At 39.0% G+C, this 20,521-nt stretch carries 10 protein-coding genes; 1 reads left to right on the forward strand and 9 read right to left on the reverse strand.

What is annotated here, in order from left to right; translation table 11 throughout:
- Positions 1-2 precede the first annotated feature (2 nt).
- The 9 genes from PVK79_RS18820 to PVK79_RS18855 all read right to left on the reverse strand — a co-directional run bounded on the left by PVK79_RS18820 (position 3) and on the right by PVK79_RS18855 (position 18,725).
- On the reverse strand, positions 3-9,572 hold the full coding sequence (locus PVK79_RS18820) for a non-ribosomal peptide synthetase (RefSeq protein ID WP_257323974.1): 9,570 nt from the start codon (positions 9,570-9,572) through the stop codon (positions 3-5).
- A 94-nt stretch (positions 9,573-9,666) separates the two neighbouring features.
- Positions 9,667-11,337: a cyclic peptide export ABC transporter gene (locus PVK79_RS18825; protein WP_257323975.1), complete on the reverse strand. Its 1,671-nt coding sequence runs from the start codon at positions 11,335-11,337 to the stop codon at positions 9,667-9,669.
- A gap of 80 nt (positions 11,338-11,417) precedes the next feature.
- Complete coding sequence (locus PVK79_RS18830) at positions 11,418-12,692, reverse strand: amino acid kinase family protein (protein ID WP_257323976.1); 1,275 nt, start codon at positions 12,690-12,692, stop codon at positions 11,418-11,420.
- Positions 12,693-12,779: 87 nt separating this feature from the next.
- Positions 12,780-13,652 (reverse strand): cupin-like domain-containing protein, encoded by an 873-nt coding sequence (locus PVK79_RS18835; RefSeq protein ID WP_257323977.1) that lies wholly within the window; start codon positions 13,650-13,652, stop codon positions 12,780-12,782.
- Positions 13,653-13,680: 28 nt separating this feature from the next.
- Positions 13,681-14,613 carry a cupin-like domain-containing protein gene (locus PVK79_RS18840; RefSeq protein WP_257323978.1) on the reverse strand — a complete coding sequence of 311 codons (933 nt, stop codon included), beginning with the start codon at positions 14,611-14,613 and terminating at the stop codon, positions 13,681-13,683.
- A 1-nt stretch (position 14,614) separates the two neighbouring features.
- On the reverse strand, positions 14,615-15,916 hold the full coding sequence (gene ectB, locus PVK79_RS18845; RefSeq protein WP_257323979.1) for a diaminobutyrate--2-oxoglutarate transaminase: 1,302 nt from the start codon (positions 15,914-15,916) through the stop codon (positions 14,615-14,617).
- Positions 15,917-16,874: 958 nt separating this feature from the next.
- Positions 16,875-17,147, reverse strand: a complete 273-nt coding sequence (locus PVK79_RS23605) for an ISAs1 family transposase (protein WP_425607897.1) — start codon at positions 17,145-17,147, stop codon at positions 16,875-16,877.
- 26 nt (positions 17,148-17,173) lie between these two features.
- Complete coding sequence (locus PVK79_RS18850) at positions 17,174-17,956, reverse strand: ISAs1 family transposase (protein ID WP_257326395.1); 783 nt, start codon at positions 17,954-17,956, stop codon at positions 17,174-17,176.
- Between the two features lie 469 nt (positions 17,957-18,425).
- Positions 18,426-18,725 (reverse strand): membrane lipoprotein lipid attachment site-containing protein, encoded by a 300-nt coding sequence (locus PVK79_RS18855; protein ID WP_257323980.1) that lies wholly within the window; start codon positions 18,723-18,725, stop codon positions 18,426-18,428.
- A gap of 333 nt (positions 18,726-19,058) precedes the next feature.
- Here PVK79_RS18855 and PVK79_RS18860 point away from each other — a divergent pair, with 333 nt between their 5' ends.
- Entirely contained in the window at positions 19,059-20,420 is a 1,362-nt protein-coding gene (locus PVK79_RS18860; protein WP_182731126.1) for an MFS transporter, read from the forward strand.
- Positions 20,421-20,521: the final 101 nt, after the last annotated feature.

The following is a 20,521-nucleotide window of genomic DNA, read 5'->3' on the forward strand; positions in this document are numbered from 1 at the left end:
GATTATACCTCCACACCTTGCTCAGACAGCATTTCCAAATAGCGATCTAACTCTTCTTCAGATAAATTATCCAAATCAACATCATCACTCAGTGTTTCTAACTCTTTAGCATTTTCAATCATACTGGCAATATCTGAGATTGAACTGGCTTCAAAAACAGATTTAAGAGGCAGTTCTACAGCCCACAACTCTCGAATCTCATTTATCATCCTTGTCGCGAGTAAAGAGTGTCCACCGATATCAAAGAAGTTATCATTACGACCAACTTTTCGACCCTTAAGTAACTGCTCCCACACAGCAGCCAGACCTTTTTCTATGTCTGTGGTCGGCGCTTCATACTCACTCTGATTATTTATATCAGGATCAGGTAACGCATTACGATCTAACTTGCCATTTGTAGATAAAGGAAAGCTGTCTAACTGCATAATGATGGCTGGAACCATGTAATGTGGTAAATACTGACGCAAGTAATCTTTTAACTCGGTAACACCAATTACAGCCTGTGCCTCCTGAGTATCCATAACGACATAGGCAACGAGTTGATAATCATCTTCATCGCGCAATGCTGACACCACAACCGCATCTTTAACCAATTCATGGCGTGTTAACACCGACTCTATCTCGCCTGTTTCAATTCGATAACCACGAACTTTTATTTGGAAATCTTTTCGGCCAAGGTACTCCAAACTGCCATCGATATCTCGCTTCACAAGATCTCCTGTCAAATACATCTTCGAATCAAAAGCGTCTTGTGGCCATGGATTATCAATAAAAACTTCCTTCGTTTTGTCATGTAAACCGATATACCCTCGACCTACAACAGGTCCAGAAACAGCCAACTCACCAACCACTCCTATTGGTGCAAGTGCTAAATCAGGTGTTACAACATGCAAGCGGGCATTAGCAATCGGCTTCCCAATAAGAACACGATCTACAGGTCCACTAATTGGTTGGAATGCAACATCATCTGAACATTCGGCAGGGCCATAAGCGTTCATTAATGGGATTTCGGGGTACTGTGTAAACCACTGCTTCACCAATACAGGGGTTAAAGCCTCACCCGTTGGCAATACCCACTTTAAGCTCGGCAACTCAACGTTATAATGCAATGCAGCTTTCATCACTGAGGGAACTGGCTCCCAGTGAGTTATTTGGCTAATCCGTAAATGATCCAACAATGCTTGAGGATCCTGCGTTATTTCATTTGGTACAATGCTGAGCTTTCCACCAATTATTGGTGCTGTTAAGAATTGCCATACAGAAATGTCGAAGCACTGAGAAGCGGTTTGTGCTATCACACTCGCTTTTGTCAGCGAAAGAGGAGCTACTTTAGAGAGCATATTATTTACCATACCACGATGCTCTACCATGACCCCTTTTGGTGTACCTGTCGAACCAGAGGTAAATAAAATATAGGCTAAGTCATTCAAACTAGGGAAGCTTAAGGTTATCTGGTCAACATATTGCGAAGTAGTTAGTTGTGAATAAGAATATACGTTCTCACTTTTCCAGTTACTATTTAACCAACTTGCCTCTTTTGGAAGCTTATCACCCACCAGGATTAACGCAGGGTGACTATCACCTATGATTTGCAGCCAGCGATTGGACGGCTGTTCTGGATCTAAAGGCAGATAAGCTGCCCCTGATTTTAACACTGCAACCATCATCACTAAATAATCAAGCCCACGGTGGTCTAACACCCCAACAATATCGCCAACTTGAACACCATGATGGCATAAGTTCTTCGCAATGATTTCAGAAGCATCATTAAGCTCAGCAAACGTTAAGTGTTGGCCTTTACACGTTGCAACAATTGCATCAGGAGTTTTTGCAACCTGCCTTGCAAATAGTTCAGGCCAGCTAACAGACATAAGAGATGGATCCGATGTGTTATTCCAATTAACCAGTGAATGCGCCACCTCCTGCTCGCCTAGGTATTCGAGCATATTAACTTGGCTTTCTGGTCGCTCAACAAGCGTCGATACAATATTGTCTATATAATTGTGAATGCGCTCGGAAAACCCCTCATCAAAACAGCCACTGTCTAAGCTAATACTGGCTTCTAGGCTGTTCGTTAGCGGATCTCTGCTATAATTGGCGTCAAATAGATAGTTTGTCATCTCAAAATCATCAACCGCTACAACTTGAATTTCATCTCCCATATTTTTATAAACATGAAAATCAATGTAATTGAACAAGGAGGCCGAAAACTCCATACCTACAGCATCCTGTATAGCAGAAAGTGGGTATGTGCGATGCTCCATCAAGTCTAACAGCTCGCCATTTAGCTGGCGTATTAACTCACACCAACTCAACTTGAAATCTTTAACACGTAAAGGTAACGAGTTTAAAAATAATCCTAGTGCGCGTTCACTGCCTTCAACTTCTGGGCGTCCATTTGCCACAACAGAAGTCGTCACATCTGAATTACCACTAATTAAAGCTAACAATGTTGTATGAACAGCTAACAGAACACTCTTCTCTTGCACATTTAGCTGGTGCGCTAGCGCTTTGATTTTTTCATTATGAGTTGAAGAGAACTTGTAAGTTAAGAGGCGCTGCCCTTCCTGCTCTGCAGTTGCCCACCAAGGCAGCTGAGCATCTTGTAACTTTTCTTTCCAATATTGCTCTGATCCAGCACTTTCAATTGCATTTTGCTCTGCGGCAATAAAGTGACTATAAGATAGCACCGAGCTTGGCTCAGGCAGTGAGCCGCCATTGCATAGTGTCGAGTAATAATTAAAGAGCGTTGTATTAATATTAGCAACACTCCAACCATCCCATAATGAGTGATGGAAAATAATTTGATAATAAAACTCATCATCTTTTAAATGATGCACAACAATCCGCCATAGCGTAGAGTCGAAATCGAACCCTGTAATATTGTCTTGCTCGGTCCAGCTCGCTATATCGTCCTTCTGCTGCTGGTGATTTAATTCGCGTAAATCTCGATATTCAAACGGTATAGCTAACTCTTCAAATACAAGTAACAAAGGGCGCTCTGTCGTATTACAAAATACAGTGCGGAAAGATTCGTGCTCAGCAACCAACGCCGCAACAGCTTGCTCAAAATACGTTAAGTTCCAACGTGCTTTTAGGTGAAAACCAAATACATCTCTATACATCCCCGTTTCCATACCAAGCAAGTTATGTACTATCATTCCCTGTTGTAAAGTGGACTGCGGATACGCATCAACTAGCCGCGCGCGCTGTGGGTGAGAATCAAGCCAGTTTTTCTCAGTTGCATTAAGTAATGAGAATGGAGAAACACTTTGAGAATCAATCACCTGAGTTCGCTTCTCTTCAATCGCATTTGCCAAACTATGAATATTTGGGTATGCAAATAAGTCTCTGATTGAGTAGTTAAGGCCCGCTTTTTTACTTGCAGAAACAATTGATATTGCACGAATTGAATCCCCACCAATATGGAAAAAGTTATCCGTTATACCCACACTTTCAATCTGCAATCCAGCCTGCCACACATCACACAAAACTCGTTCAATTTCGCTCTTAGGTGCAACATAATTATTCTCATCGTGGCCCATAAAAAATGGCTCTGGCAGTGCTTTCTTATCAACTTTACCGTTCGCTGTTATTGGTAGCTTCTCTAACTTTACGAAGGCTGATGGCACCATATGCTCAGGCAATTGAGCACTTAATGCATCACGAACAAAGATGATAGACGACGACTCATCATACGAAACATCTTTGGACATAACGAAGTATGCTGCTAATTGCAATGGCTCATTTCTAGCAACCACTACCGCTTCAATCACTTCTGGCAAGCCGAGTAAACATGATTCGACTTCACCCAATTCAATTCTGAAACCTCTTATTTTTACCTGCTGATCACATCGCCCAAGATATTCTAATTCTCCATCTGTGCGATAGCGTGCAAGGTCTCCGGTGCGATATAAGCGCTCACAGGCATTAAATGGGTTTACAATAAAACGTTCATTGGTCAGTGTTTTTCGATTCAAATATCCACGGGTAACACCTTTCCCCCCAACATACATTTCTCCGGGGACACCGACAGGTACTAAGTCTAAGGAGGGTGTTAAAAGATATATTGATAGGTCATTTAAAGGCGCGCCGATCAAACTCGCATTCCCACGCAACGCTATATCACTACGATAAATACGACGATATGTAACATGCACTGTCGTCTCTGTAATGCCATACATATTAACCAACTCTGGTTTCCCATCACCATGACGCTCAATCCAAGGAACTAATGCATTCAAATTGAGCGCTTCACCTCCAAATATCACACAACGTAATGACAGTGCTTTACACTGCTCCAAATCGACATTAATTAAATGACCAAATGCGGTAGGAGTTTGGTTCAATACCGTTACTTTTTCTGTATCTAACAAGTCATAAAATTCTGGTGTAGAACGAGCAACCCAATGTGGCACAATCACCAAACGTCCACCAAATGACAATGCTCCCCAGATTTCCCATACCGAAAAATCGAATGCATATGAGTGAAACAACGTCCAAACATCAGTATGATTAAAACGAAAATCGGCAGCATTGGTTTCAAATAAACGACTTATCTGCTGATGCTCAACCATTACACCTTTGGGTTTTCCTGTCGAACCGGAGGTATAGATAACATAAGCCAAATTATTTAAGGTTGTGCTATTTTGTGGATTCGTATCCGGATAAGTTAACAACCGCTGCTGGTCATCAATATGTAAAATAAGCTGCTGCTCCAGAGGCAGCTTTGATTCTAAGTGAGACTGACACAAAATAATGTTTACACCTGAATCCTCTAGCATATGAGTAAGTCGGTTTTCAGGGTAAGCTGGATCTAACGGTAAGTAGGCTCCACCTGCTTTTAAAATGGCAAGTATACCCACAATCATTTCTGCTGAGCGTTCAACACAAAGCCCAACTAACATATCTGCACCCACACCTTGTGAGATTAAATAATGTGCCAGTCGGTTTGCCCGCTTATTTAGTTGCTCATAACTAATAGCTTCACTTTCAATCGTTAGCGCTATTGCGTCAGGGCGCTCATTCGCCTGACTTTCAAAGCGTTCATGAATGCACTGTGTGCTCACAGAGCTTTGCACGCTGCCATTCCATTTATCTAGTAATGTCTGGCGTTCACATTCGTTGATTAAAGGTATGTCGCTTATCTTTAGATTTGGTTCAGAAATAACACTTTCTAGTAGTCGATTAAATTGCACCGACATAGCTTCAATACTGCGCTTTTCAAAAAGATCTGTTGCCCAGGTCCAATTGAACTGTAAGTAATCGCCATTCTGTTGTGCTTCAAGGCTTAAATCAAATTGAGACCGAACGTTATCAATAGGCATTTCAGTTAAGCAGGCTTCAGGTAGATTGATCTCACTTTGCTCATTATTCTGCAATGCCAGCATCACTTGGAATAGTGGGTTATAACTCAAGCTACGTGTTGGTTGAAGCGCCTCTACAATCGCGTCAAAAGGGAGCTGACTATGGCTAAAAGCATTCAGTGCACATTCTTTAGAACGACTTAGCAACTCACTAAAAGAAGGATCGCCAGAAAGATCTGAACGCATCAGTACAGTATTAACAAAGAAGCCAACCAACGGCGCTACTTGCGTCTGATCACGATTTGCTGTGGGCGTGCCAACAACAATATCTTCCTCGTTGCTGTAGCGACTCAATAAGCTTGCCAGCGCCGCATTTAACAACATAAATAGTGTAACGTTATTGTTTTTTGCAAATTGCTGCACCGCTAAGCTTGTAGCGGGTGACAAAGTAGCAGATAGCATTTCACCGTTGTGGCTCTGTACCGCTGGGCGAGGTTTATCCAAAGGTATAGTATGCACTGGTGGAAGCCCTTGTAGCTCTTTCTTCCAGAAACTTAGCTCCGATTGTAAGCGTTCGCTTACCAACCAAGCTCGTTGCCAATGTGCATAGTCCGAATATTGAATTTCTAACTGTGTTAATGGATCATTTTGATCTTTGATAAACGCTGTATATAATGCTGACAACTCATCAATCAACACTTTCTTAGACCATCCATCAGAGGCGATATGGTGCACAGTAAGAATTAAGTAATAACGCGTGTCCGCCAATTTGAGCAGTTTAGCTCTGAGCATTAAGTCACAGCTCAAATCAAACGGCTTAAGGATTTGCGCCCGAAGTTGTGCTGTATAATCATTTTCTTGCGCTTCAGTATCAAGTAGAGAAAGATCTTGCTGTTCCAACACAAAATCAACATCAGATAAACGTACCTGCTCAATCACATTACCCGTTTCTAGATAAACGGTATGTAGTACATGATGGCGCATAACTATGTGCTTTAATGCATCAGATAGTACGGCTGTATTTAACACTCCATCAATATGAAATGCTGCGGCCATATTATATTCAGTCGCACTTTCTTCGACCTGATCAATAAACCATAGCCTTTGCTGAGCAAACGAAAGCGGTAAACTTTCACCATGTGGAGCTTTACCTATTCTTGGTAATTCACTTTGGCTAGCCTGTTCAATTGTTATTGCTAAATCGGCTAAAGAGTCTGTTTCAAACACAGTCTTTATCGACAGTTCAACCTGCCAAGCCTCACGAATTACAGATACCAAACGAGAAGCTAATAAAGAATGCCCACCCAGTTCAAAAAAGTTAGCATGGGTACTCACACGCTCACGGTTAAGTAACTCCATCCATATATGAGCCAATTTTTCTTCTGTTTGCGTTTTCGGCTCTATAAATTCACCTTTTTCTTCAAACATTGGCTCAGGTAATGCGGAACGGTCAACCTTACCATTGGCAGTTAATGGCAGCTGTGCTATCTCGACGATTGCCTGAGGTATCATGTAATTTGGCAATTTCCCTTTTAGGAACTCTCTGACTTTGTGTAGATCCACTGCACTATTAGTAACAATATAAGCCACTAAACACAGTTGCTGGAACTTATCAGGCTTTGCATCAACAACAACTTTACGTACAGACTCATGACTTTGAAGTACACTTTCAATCTCACCAGGTTCGATACGATAGCCCCTAATTTTTAATTGATGATCTTTGCGCCCTATATATTCAAGACTACCATCGGATAACCTACGCGCGAGATCGCCTGTCAAATATAGCCGAGTATCTAAATCATCTTGAGCAAAAGGGTTGGCCACAAAAGTAGCATCCGTTTGTTCTGGCAGATTCAAGTAACCACGTCCGACGATAGGCCCTGACACAGCAATTTCACCCACGGCACCAATCGGAAGTAATGCGAGGTGATTATCAACAATATGTAATCGAACATTTGCAACAGGCTTACCAATTAACACACGCTCAACTGGACTATGGATCGGCTGAAAAGCCACATCGTCAGCGCACTCAGCAGGCCCATAAGCATTCATCAGCGGGATTTCAGCATAACGCTGGAACCAACGCTCAACTAATTGTGCTGTTAATGCTTCACCGGTAGGTAAGACCCAACGCAAAGAAGTTAGCGGTAATTTATACGCAAGCGCAGCGTCTATCATTGAGGGGACAGGTTCCCAGATGGTTACCTCATACTTGTTTAAGTATTCAAGTAAGGCATTAGGATCACGACAAATATCATTTGGGACGATATTTACCCGCGCCCCTAATAATAGCGCGGTTAAGTTTTGCCAAATTGATATATCAAAGCACTGGGAAGCGGTTTGTGCAATAACATCATCATGAGTTAATGATAGCGGTTTAAATTTAGCTAGCATGTTGTTAATCAAACCAGCATGCTCAATCATCACACCTTTAGGCTTACCAGTAGAGCCGGAAGTAAAAATTACATAGGCCAAATCTTGTAAGCTGGGGTAAACTTCAATAGGTGATTCACTTTCACACTCTAGTATTAGCTCAGCAAGTGTATTAACCTTTTCCTTGCGCCATTTACGCTTCATAACTCGGTGCTCTAACATCATAGAGTCACCAACCAACAACATCTCAGGTTCACTTTCACCCAGAACATCTAACCAACGTTGTGAAGGGTGATTTGGATCAAAAGGTATCCACGCGGCGCCTGACTTAATAATACCAACTAGCATAGTTAAGAAATCAAGCCCCCTATGCTCTAGTACCCCAACAAGATTTCCTGATCCTATATTTTTCATTCTTAAGGCATTGGCTACACGATTTGATGTGTTATCTAACTCACGATAACTTAAACAGTCCCCATCTTGCTGCACAGCAATAGCGTCTGGCGTGTTTGCAACTTGCTTTGCAAATAATTCAGGCCAACTGTGTTCAAGCAGCTCTTCTCTGCTAGTATCATTGAAATCCGTAAGCAACGTGTCTCGTTCAGCCTGAGTAATCACTTCAATATCTTGCAATGAGTGTGATTCTTCTTGCTTAGCTAGTTGCTCTAAAACATGGATATAGCGCTTCCCTATTTGGTAAGCTTCGTCCTTACTAACATATTCGTCTCGACAATACACATCCAGTGTCAATGAAGAATTAGCACCGTAGTCTGTCAGGCGAATATGAAGAGGGTCTCGCTCCGCATTCGTTGACATACTTTCGATATCAAAACCCAATGGGACATAGTTGTAAACAACCTCAGTTAAGAAATCTCGCCCATGTGCTACAAGATTCAACATTCGCCCCAAATGATGCATCGGGAAGGCTTGATGCCTCATATTCTTACGCTGTTCTTTACTTATAGCCTTAATAAGCTCAGCAGGTGTTTGACTCGCGTTTAGTTCATAGCAACCTGGGAGGTCGGTAGTAAACATACCAACCGTATTACGTTGCTCTCTACTACGACGGCGGTGAATAGGAGTAGAAACAACAACGTCATTGCGTTGTGCAACTTTAGAGAAATAAATTAGCAACGCAGCAAGGCCTAGTTGATTAATCTCTCCACCTAGCTGTTTTGCTCTAGTCATCAAAGCATTACGAAGTGATTCATCTAATTCAATAGTCACACGGTGACTCAGTGTTGTCCCTATTCTTTCTTGGTCCGAAAAATTAGGTAAGAGCATTGGCTCATGTAATATCTGAAACTTTTCTCGCCAATACTGTGCATCTTGATTATATTTCTCAGATTCTAAATAGGTTTGCTCAGCGACGATAACATCTCGAAATGAACCGATTGTATTGAATGCTTCGATCTCCTGACCAAGCGCTAACTTTCTGACATTTTCTACCCAAAATGCAATACCGAGTGCATCTGCTAAGATGTGGTGCATTCTTAAACACCACACATGTTCATCCTCACTAATACGATATAGACAAGATTCAATTAGTCGGTCTTCTCCCAACGTAAAGACCCGATCAAACTGTTCTTTTGTGAGAGACTCAACTATTTCTTTGGCATTATCAACAGTAGAATAATCATGAAACTCTAACGGGAAACTATCATAATAACCAAAACCTTGGACTAACTCTTTTTCTTGGTAGAATAATCGCGCACCAAGCATATCGAACTTACTTACTAATTCATTTAATCCTTGCTGTAATAGATAAAAATCAGCTTTCTTCAAACGAACAACACAACCTAGATTATAACATGGGTTATTAGGTTTTATTATTTGGTCAAAGTAAATACTTTCTTGAGCGGTCGATAGGGAAAAAACGTTATCAATATTCATAACTATATTAAAGCCTTTTAATTCAAAATTCTAAGCTCAGTAATACCAAGCTTATCCTTGATAAAAATAGATAAAACTAAATACTAATCGTTACCTAAACGACAGCCTCTTCGAAGCATTCAGTTGATTCGTTTTTTACATGAATCAACTTTGCTTTACCGGATTCAAACTTGTAGAGTTTATCTGCTAATGAAAAATACCTATCATCGTGACTAATTACGATTACGGACTTTCCTTTACGCTTTAGTTCAGGCAAAAGCTCTTGATAGAAAAACTGTCTAAAATAGGGGTCTTGATCGGCTGCCCATTCATCAAATAAACATATTGGAGAATCTTCTATGTAAGATAAAACTAATGCTAAGCGCTTTTTCTGGCCGTGAGATAAGTCTGTTGTCGATAGGCATCCATCTTTAACTGATACTTTATCCTCCAAATTAAGACGCTTTAAGTAATATTGTACCTCTTCATCTCTTGCAAGCTCACCATCACGGTTTAAGGCTTGCTTAAAGACATAAAAGTCAGAAAATATAGTGCTAAAGTTCTTACGATATGACTCACCACCATCGACATAATCTATGACAGAATCATCAATAGTAATTTCTCCATTATCGGGAATATATAAACCAGTTAGCAGCTTAGCAAAGGTAGATTTACCACTGCCATTTCCCCCCGTTATAAATGTAACCTCACCTCTTTTAAAGCTTGCGTTTATGGGGCCAACTTCAAATTCAAATCCAGAAGACTCACTTTTTTTATATTTAAAAGTAATATTTTTAAGCGTTAATTCAGACCAATTGTCATTCACTTTGACTCTTTTTTCTGCATCAAATTCAGCCATGTCTTCTGAAAGGTTAAGGCTCGCTATCTTCCTATTTGCTACAATGCCATTACTAATCTCTTCAAAGCTATCAACCAAGAAGCTTAAAGGGCCCATTAAATAAATCATGATCAAGACGAATCTAACCATCATTTCAACGGTAACGTGTGGGAAGAAATACTGACTGACAAAAACAACCGCTCCCATTGAAATAAATAAAGTTGCATTTGCCCAATTTGTGATATAGACAAAAAACATTTTCGCTTTTACATCTGCAAACTTTATTTTTTCTGCTATTGGAAGCAATATCTTGTGATAAAAAAACCGCTTTCTATTGGTATTAATATTTAATTCTTTACCACCTTCAACCAAAGCTTTAAAGTTAGAAAAGAGTTCATCATCACATTCCCTTAACTCTTCAAAACTCTTTATTCCTTTATTCAATATTATTTTTGCTACTAGTACAGCAAACGTTAATATGAAAAAAACAACAAGAAACAATTCCCATGAAGAATATCCCATGTAGACAAGACACAAGGCGACAGCTGTAAAGTTATACGCAAACAAAGGGAGTATAGAAAGTGAATCAGAAATTGTTCTAACGTCACCTGTAATTGTTGCATAAACTCTATGCCCCCCTATTTTCTCCAAATTAGCATAGCTGGTGGCAAGTACTCGCTTTGCCATTATATCCCGAAGTCTCTCAACAATAGATGCGCTTAATTTTGTTAATATAAACTGAGATAAAACACCAAAAAATACTAATGCAATAACACCGAAAACCATAAAAGAAAGACCTTCTTTAAAGTTTTCAACACCATTATTTATAGTAGAAAGGTAATCATTAATATGCGCTATTAATGCTATGCCAGACAAAGCACTTAACATACTAAGGAAAGAAGAAAAAAGTATAGAACCTTTATATTCAGAAATAAGTTTAAAAAGCATAAAAACTCACGAAATAATTTAAAACTAGAAAAAAAGTAAAGCGCAATGTATTAAACCGCTTCCACTTCGACAAAGAAAGCTTACGATGTGCATAAATATTCAGCTTTTTGTCCCCCTAAACACACAAACTCATGTAAAGACTGATATTGCTCATCTTCAATACGAGAGGTGCTTATCACAAAGTGGCTTTCATTTTTTACTTTCCAAATATAATAAGGAGATATACCTTCATTAAGAAGCAAATTATCAATCTCTTCATTAACACCATGAATAAATAAAAGATTTACACTCTTACATTCATCATATTTTGAAATACACTCAGATTTGACTAGAAAGTATTTCTCATCAAGGATCTCAAATTCATTGATAATATGAGCACTATCAATTTCAGAACATAGCCGACTGGGGAGTAGGCCTAAATTATTTATTCTAGAGACTAGAGGCGTATACTTTTCGGTCTGCGCAACAATTTTTGTCCCTAAGCAATTAGGACTCATACTATTTTTAAGCTGAACCTCACAGTCCATATTATAAATAGCTTCCAATGTTCGTTGATGAAGCACAGAACTGCCTGAATGAGCAAGTTGATTTGCTGTTTCCCAGCTAATTACAGAGTGGGGGAATGCGCTACTAATTACGTTCGGATCTGCGCTATATACACCAGAGACATCACTCCAAAATACAAGTTTGGAGGCTGAAGTTAGACGGGCACAAACACTAGCCGAGTAGTCACTTCCATTTCTACCTAATGTCGCCGTTTTCCCATTTTCGTCCGCAGCAATATAACCTGTGACAACTTTTATAACTTCATTACCCAGATTAAGATCTCGTAATTTATTGATACTAAGTTCAAAATCAACTTGATTATGGTTCAAGCTAAGAAAGTCTCTGGCGTCTACAAACTGAGCCGGAACTTTGAGATCGTTCAAAACGGCAGCCAGCAAGCGTGCCGACCACACCTCCCCAAAGCACACCCAATCAGCTATTTCAAAAGCATTATCACAACTACTTTCAATCATATGCTTTAACTTATTAACATCTTCAAGCAGAGATACTTGAAGTTCTTCTTTTCTTACTTTATTGCTAACCGCATTTATTAATGACTCTTGATAATTAAATAAACTTTCTAAAGTAATACCTGCAGACGATGGGGCTGTGGGAGATTTATTTGCGATTTCAATGAGATGATTTGTACTTTTACCGGCCGCAGAAACAATTATTAGATTATTTTTATAAGAACGAACATTATCTATCACTATATTAGCAACACGGACAAATGATCCAGGCTCCTTTAAACTAGACCCACCAAATTTATGAACACTAGTTTTCATACCTGACAAACAAGCTAATTTCATTATATTTCCTTACACATGAATGCTAAAACTAAAATTAAAACAACAAACTAGGCCTCTTAACAAAAATTAAAATGAAGAAGCTTTAAATTATGAAATATAGTTAAGATAAGGCTTATACTTATTAAACAACCTATCATTTTTAGGTTTTAACAATAACGCCTTAAAAGATTGATAATTATAGTAATGATTTTCTTTTGGCATCCCTTTAAAAACCGAAGAAAATGCTCTCAAAACACTACCTAACGTATGAAAGTCGACATTGAACGATATACTATCTTCCAAGCTTCGAACATGGTGTATTGTTCCTGGGGGCATATAAAAGATATCACCACTATTAACTTCCACCTGCTCTACTTTTACATTTTTGAAGTCAGGAAACTTCTCATAGTCTGGATTTTCTGGATCTACTTCAAACCATCTCCATTTTTTCCTATAGCAATACTTTCCATCCTCTGGTCGAATAATAGTAAATACTTTTTTTCCTTTTATCTGAAAAAATAAGTTATGAGTTAGCAACGTATCAAAATGCAACGGCGTAACACTATTTTTCGCGGAAATGAAAAACTGTGCAAAACGAGACCAATCTTGAGCATACCAGTCAGGCATTACGTCTTTTGGAAAGTTACCAATATCTTCTAGCAGCTCTTTTGCCAATAAAAATATTGGCACATCATGACAATATGGCGCAACTTTATCGGTATCTTCACCTTCTTTCTCTTTGAAATCTTTAATTATTTTAACGTACTCTCCCATCAAAACACTTTTCACATCGATTTTTGACTCACTAAAAACCTTTGTTACTACAGGTATATCAGGGCAAATTTTTTCAAAATAATTTAGGTCCCATTTTTCAATCGCAGGCCAGTTTTTTGCACCACCTTGAAATAATGCAGTATTAGCACTGAGGCACTTACTTCTGAACTCTGAAGAATCAAAACTGGGAAACGTCATAATAGACATATAATAATCCTATACTTCTGCCTTGTTATTACTCGCATGCCAGTTCTATCTGACTAAAATACTTGTTATATTTTCTGATGATCTCTGATGCATCTTCAAACGTGTCTCCACCTTTCATATAAAAGTACTTCAGAACTTCAAATTCACTATCATTACTAGGGTCATCCATTAAATAGTCGATATATTCAAGCGCTCCCTTTTCATGAATGAAATTCCATGTAATTGACACAGAGTCTTCAAGTACGATGACATCATGAAGCCATCCATGTGGAACATAAAGCAGCTCCCCCGGACCAAGAGTCCCATGGAAGTCAGGTTCATGACTTAATTCATCTAAATTATCACCACGAACATCTACATAACCTCCGAACGAATTATCTGCCTTGTTGATTAAACTTAGCTCCTTAGCTCGATCTGGATGATACATAGCGACACTTTTCACACCGTAAAATTGGCTTACAACGGCATCGCTACAAAATGGATCTGTATGTAGTCGCGTTCTCGCGCCGCGGGCAGCAACTAGAATTCCACGATATGGAAATTGATCAGTGGTCGGATCAGGGTAATCACCTTCACTTGCAACCGGAATTAGTAAATTTTTACCACTTAAGAAATTTGGCTTTTTCCAAAATGGACTAACTCTCGAAAATGCCTTATCGCCCCAAGCGTAATCAACATCCTTCAACTGGTTATACCAACGAACATAGGGGACGTTTGCTTCAAAAGGACCTTTTTTACCAAAGTACGTGTCGATATAGTGGCTAAGCGTTGACAAATTCTGTAAGTCGAACAGTGAATCATATTCCTGAGTAGGTAAATCTCCAATGAGCCCTTTGAGGAAGTTGGGCTCCCACTTAGCTGAATCAAAATCAATATTCTTTATGACCGCAGGGCGGTTTTTCTTAATATACTGAGATGCAAACTCTTCTTCGCTAATCCCATCGAGTACATCAAGTTCCATTTTATGCTTCCTCCGGTATTAATGCATGGTCAGCGGAACATAACTTGAAATCATTGCAAACCGATACGATGATTTTACAAATTCTTTCCATCGATTCTTCTAACAAGTGAAAGGGGATATTTAGCGCTGGCATAAACTTAAGAACTTGATCTCGCTCACCACATGTTTCGATGATTATTTTGTTTTCAAAGCACTTTCTCGCTACAGCTACCGAAATGACTTCATCATAAAACTCAAGCCCTTGAAAAAGCCCTCGCCCTCTAGACTCTTTAATGTAATCGTCACAGCTAACTAGAACTTTATCGAACGCACTGCGAACAATTGTTTCTTTATCACACAACTCTTGCTCAAATTTTTTATCGTGCCAAAAGAGTTCAAGCATCTTTGTAGACGCAATAAATGCCAAGTTGTTGCCTCGAAAAGTGCCGTTATCTTCTCCCGGTGACCAAACATCAATTTCTGGCTTAATCAACAAAATAGCCATTGGAAAACCAATTCCTCCGATAGATTTGGATAAGCAGACTAAATCAGGTTGAATATTTGCGTGTTCAAAGCTAAAAAACGTGCCTGTTCGACCTACTCCAGCTTGAATATCATCAATAATGAGTTTGATGCCAAAGTCATTTGCTAGCTGTCTAATACCTTGTAACCATTCAATACTGGCAACATTCACTCCGCCCTCCCCCTGAACGGTTTCTAAAATAATTGCCGCTGGTAAATCCACGCCGGAACTACTATCCATAAATAACTTTCGATAAAAGGCGATAGAGTCATAATCTTTACCTAAATATCCATCGTACGGAAGTCTTGTTACACCACCCGGAGAAACAGCTTGGCGCTTACTTCGATTACCTGTGAGGCTTAAAGACGTACCTGACATGCCATGAAAGCCATTTGTAAAACAAATAACATTGTGTCTTCCTGTCACTTTTCTGGCTAGTTTAACCGCAGATTCAACAACACTTGTACCTGTAGGGCTAGTAAACTGAATTTTATATGATAAGTTTCGAGGTGCCAGTATGCATTTGTTGAATGTAACAATGAAATCTCTTTTTGCTTCTGTATACAAATCGAGGCTCATTAAAACACCATTTCTTTGCATATAATTAATTACTGTATTTTTAATTTCTGTATGGTTATGTCCGTAATTTAGTGCCCCAGCCCCACTCAACATATCCAAATACTCAACGCCGTCTGAGTCATAAATAAAGCTCCCCTGAGCTACATCGTAAGAAGCTGGAAAGCTTCTACAGTATGTTCTTGCTTGCGATTCATATGACTTAAATACATCTTCATTCTTCATAATTTCCATAATCCTTATTTACTATTAATCGATTGATAACTCTAAAAGACATGCTGGCCAATCTTGCTAGTCAAAACCAACTAAAAATCACACCAACTCACAATGCCGATAAAAGGTACACAAAACAACCCGCATTGTAAACAAAAAAACAATATACTTAAAACTCATATACATAAGTAACAAAAAACAAAAAATAAGTGTGCATTTTGCAACAATTAATTCGTTGTAAAAATCTAAAAACAAGCCCAAATCTAAATAAGATTACACAAAATACTACACAAGATTTATGTAACTTATATTAATATACAGATAGTTTTATCTATTCAGATGACACATGATGAATGAACAAATATCAGCACTCGACTGTTGGCTTTTCACTCAACCGAATGGATAGGACGTTTCGTTTTAAAATGACCGATTAGAAAAATTAAAGAATAAAAATGCATTCGACTACGGCGTGTTAATCTTTGTGATATGAAAAACAAACAGCATGAAGATATGGTATAATTGAATTCGCAAAAAACTTTAGACTATGGCAAGATTTATAATGATAGGCGAGTCATAAGGTGCCTACTTCTTATCAAAAGTAATGTACTAAAGTGGTCGACTTTATAATAAATCCGAACATAAAAAAGCACTCGAAAGTATACTTTATAAGATGTAGGCAATATTTCATTGCGAAAGCAGCCTCTTATTTTAGTACTTTGATAATAATCAATTGGCGCTAAAATTTATGGCAAAAAAGATATTCCAGATACAGGTTATACGAGAAAAATTATTTAGCAGAGTAAGAGGTATCGAAAAAATGCGCGATACCAGTTCAAAACTAACATGATGCAATTAAGTCGTCTTACTATTGAATTTTAGAAGTACCTCACCAATTATATTTAAAATAAAAAATGGCGGTTATACTTAATCTTTACAGGTCACATGCCCAGGGCAAGAGCATGAAAAAAGTCTATGATTTCAATACCTTTTCAAGGTATTCCGTACTGCGCATAGCTTTTTTCTGTTTTGCGGGCATGCCTTTATTAAAGCTTGTTTCTGCTTTTAGCTGATTAAATGCGATGTGTCTCAGCCCCGCAAATACAGGTGCTGCACCTTCACGCCTAATTCGGCAATCATCTTCTTTAAATCCGACATCTAAACGCCAATGTAATCCATTCTCTATTTGCCAATGTTGCCGTGCGGATCTTGCGAGTTCTTCCGCCGATAAATATGCTGAACTGATGTAGTATCTATAGCATAACTCATTGCTTACTTTGTTTTTTCTTTCCTATAAGAAACAATAACTCCCACTGTTTTGGCATCTTTCCAATTGCTCGTTTCTGATAAATCACTTACGTTATGACTAACAGCACAACACCTAAATTCTTCTCTGTTTTTATGATAATCGGCTTCATTAAACAAAACTCCTTCGGACGCTTGTCGTGTGACCTCAGGTAATAAAGCATTCTCTATTTGTGACAGCAGTCCTTTATGGTTCGCTTTTACTGCAAGTAGGTAATCGGCTTGTTTATCCACTATTGTCTCTGCAATTGATTTTTGACACCCCATCGCGTCAATCGTGACTAAGCAGCCTTTTATCTCCAGTAATTCAAGAAGCTCTGGTAACGCTGTTATTTCATTCGACTTTTTATCAACAGGGCATTGCGCCAAAACAACACCATTTTCGCACGCAAATGCACTGACCATATAAAGTACATCGCGCCTATCTGACTGATTAAATGAACCTTTCAATCGCTTACCATCAATCGCAACTACATCGCCCTGAGTTAATTTAGAACAGTCTTTCATCCAAGAAGAAAAAGAATCTTGAAACTGCGTCATATCAATGCGACTCATCACACGAGCGATTGTGTCATGGCGAGGGATACCTTGCTCAAGAGGAACGTACTTCCTGAGCCAATCTAATCTATCATGGCCAAAATCTTCAATATCTTCCCAGCCTTGGCACCCAGATATGACAGCGCTGACAGCTAAGAATATGATATCAAAAAGTTTATGGACAACTTTACCCTGCTGGCGAGGGTCGTCAATTGATTCGAAATATTTAAATAGTTAAATAGTTGAATAGTTGAATAGTTGAATAGTTGAATATCAGGCATGGGGGCACCTTAAAAAGGAGTATAAGATCATACTTTTAAGTCAAGATAAAGTTCGTGATCTTGCCCTGGTCACATGTCAGGTGTGATTGTTTTTATAACAGTAAGTAAACCAAAAAAAATGTATTTTCCTAAATCGTTATTATTGATATTAACTAACCAATCAACAAAGTATGTGCAACACTCACCTTCTATCAACCTACTCATTATTCTGCTGGTATTGTTAAAACTGCTACTTTGCCTTCAGAACCTGCAAATAAAAAACAATCATTATTCGCTCTTAATGTAAAATAACCGGCATCTTCATATTTTAGATTAGCAAGTGTTTCCTTGATCGTATGAAATATCACCTCCTATCTTACCAGTTTCGATGCAAGCGGATGTATAACATATCATCGTACTTCTTAGTACACGTTCTCCTGAGTTAACGCGTTGCCAACAATTTTTTGTAACGTCATACCGTGCCATATTTGGGTAACTTTTCCACGTTGCTGATAACCTCCACCAACAACAAATAAATCATCAACAGATGATGAAATAGAAGTTCCATCTCGTTGATAGTCAAAAGTTCCATCTGGGAGTATTTCTAGATACATACCAGGACCTTGCCAATAACCTATATAAACAAACTTATTTGCGGGTATTGGCTTACTGCAAGCACTCAGTGCCAACATAATAAACAAAGTGATAACTATTTTTTTCATCAGTTTTATTGAGACTTCGCTAAATTAGGTAATTCAGTGTAGCAATAAACACCTCACGCTTACTATCACCCCACCAATAAACTGTTACAAATCATAATAATAGCGTATCCATTAGATTGGTGAGTGACTTTATTGCACACTCAACCATAACGTGTGTATTTTACTACAAGCGTCACCGTAACATTCGCTAAAAAACCAAGTAATAAATGCTTAGTACTCAATACTTATCAGAATATAGTTAATAGTAGAACGACCCTACGACCCATTTACTACTTGGAAAATACATTTAGTTACTCTAGTATCAATTGGTCAAAGCTTATTATTTGCATTTAAATGAAATCATTTCCGTCACTATATTTTGCTAATCTATTTTTAATTATTGGCACCGGTTTACTCACCACCTATTTAGCCCTCTATTTAGGGAAAAATGGCATCTCGACCTTTTGGATTGGGTTAATGACCTCGTGTTATTACATGGGTTTGTTGCTTGGCTCAAAGCTTGGTTATCACCTTATTAAATCGGTCGGCCATATTAGAACCTTTGCAGCCAGTACCGCCGCTGTTTTAGCGTGCGTTGCAGCACATGGCGTTAGCGATAATATTTATTTATGGTTAGCCCTGCGGCTATTTGTAGGCCTTGGTATGATGTGTAATTACATGGTGCTCGAAAGCTGGCTCAACGAACAAGCTGCACCAGAGTCTCGCGGGCGAGTGTTTTCGTTTTATATGATCACCTCTTATCTGGGTATGATTTTAGGTCAATTTGCATTAGCCGAATTCCCAGAGCTTGGCTATGCACCACTATTTTTAGTGTGCATGGCGCTGGCAATTGGCATTATTCCTATTTCAATCACTCGTAGGATTCACCCCAAGCCATTAAAACCAATTCAAGTCAGTCTGTTTGACTACTTTAAAAAAGTACCGCAATCACTTACAGCTGTTCACTTTGCGGGTATTATAAATGGCAGCTTTTACGGCCTTGCACCAACATTTGCCAAGTCATCTGGGTTTAATTCGTCAGAAATTGCCATTTTTATGTCTGCCACTATTTTTGCAGGTCTGATCGCGCAATGGCCAATGGGGATATTGTCGGATAAAATACGTCGTAGCGTGTTGATCCGCACCAATGCGGTTGCGATTGGTGTAGTTAGCTTGGCTTTATTTTTGCTACCTATTACGCAAACACTCGCCTTTGCACTCACTTTTATGTTTGGGTTGTTCGCCTTTACTTTATATCCATTATCCTCAGCCTTAGCTAATTCACGCGTTGAAGATGAAGAGCGCGTTGGCGTGTCATCTGCGTTATTAGTTGTTTTTGGAGCCGGTGCAGCACTTGGTTCAACTGCCAATGCACAAGTTATGACCTATTTTGGTCACCAAGCCCTTTATGCCTCCATCGCATTATTAACGGTGATAATGTACTTATTACTCACTTACATTAATTCGAAACAAAAAGTAGAACAACCGGAGCCGAGTGATTACGTTGTAGGCACATCAGACGTTACCAACTCGCCTCTGGCTGCGACCATGGATCCACGAATAGAAGAAACGACTGCCCACGAGCAAATGTTGGTGGTCGATGAAATTGATGATGAATATGAAGAAAACAATGCAGTCTTTGATACCGATGATCCGCAGGGAGACCTGTTTAAAGACTTTCAAACGCAAGACGAAACCGCAGAACTAAAAAAATAGCGATTCATTTTCGATATAATAAAAGCAGGTAACAGCCTCTATTTACCTGCTTTTATTTAGCTTTATTTAGCAGCTATCGTCATCTACGTAAGCTTTAGACT

It is taken from the genome of Pseudoalteromonas rhizosphaerae, assembly GCF_028885455.1.
Lineage (GTDB): Bacteria > Pseudomonadota > Gammaproteobacteria > Enterobacterales > Alteromonadaceae > Pseudoalteromonas > Pseudoalteromonas rhizosphaerae.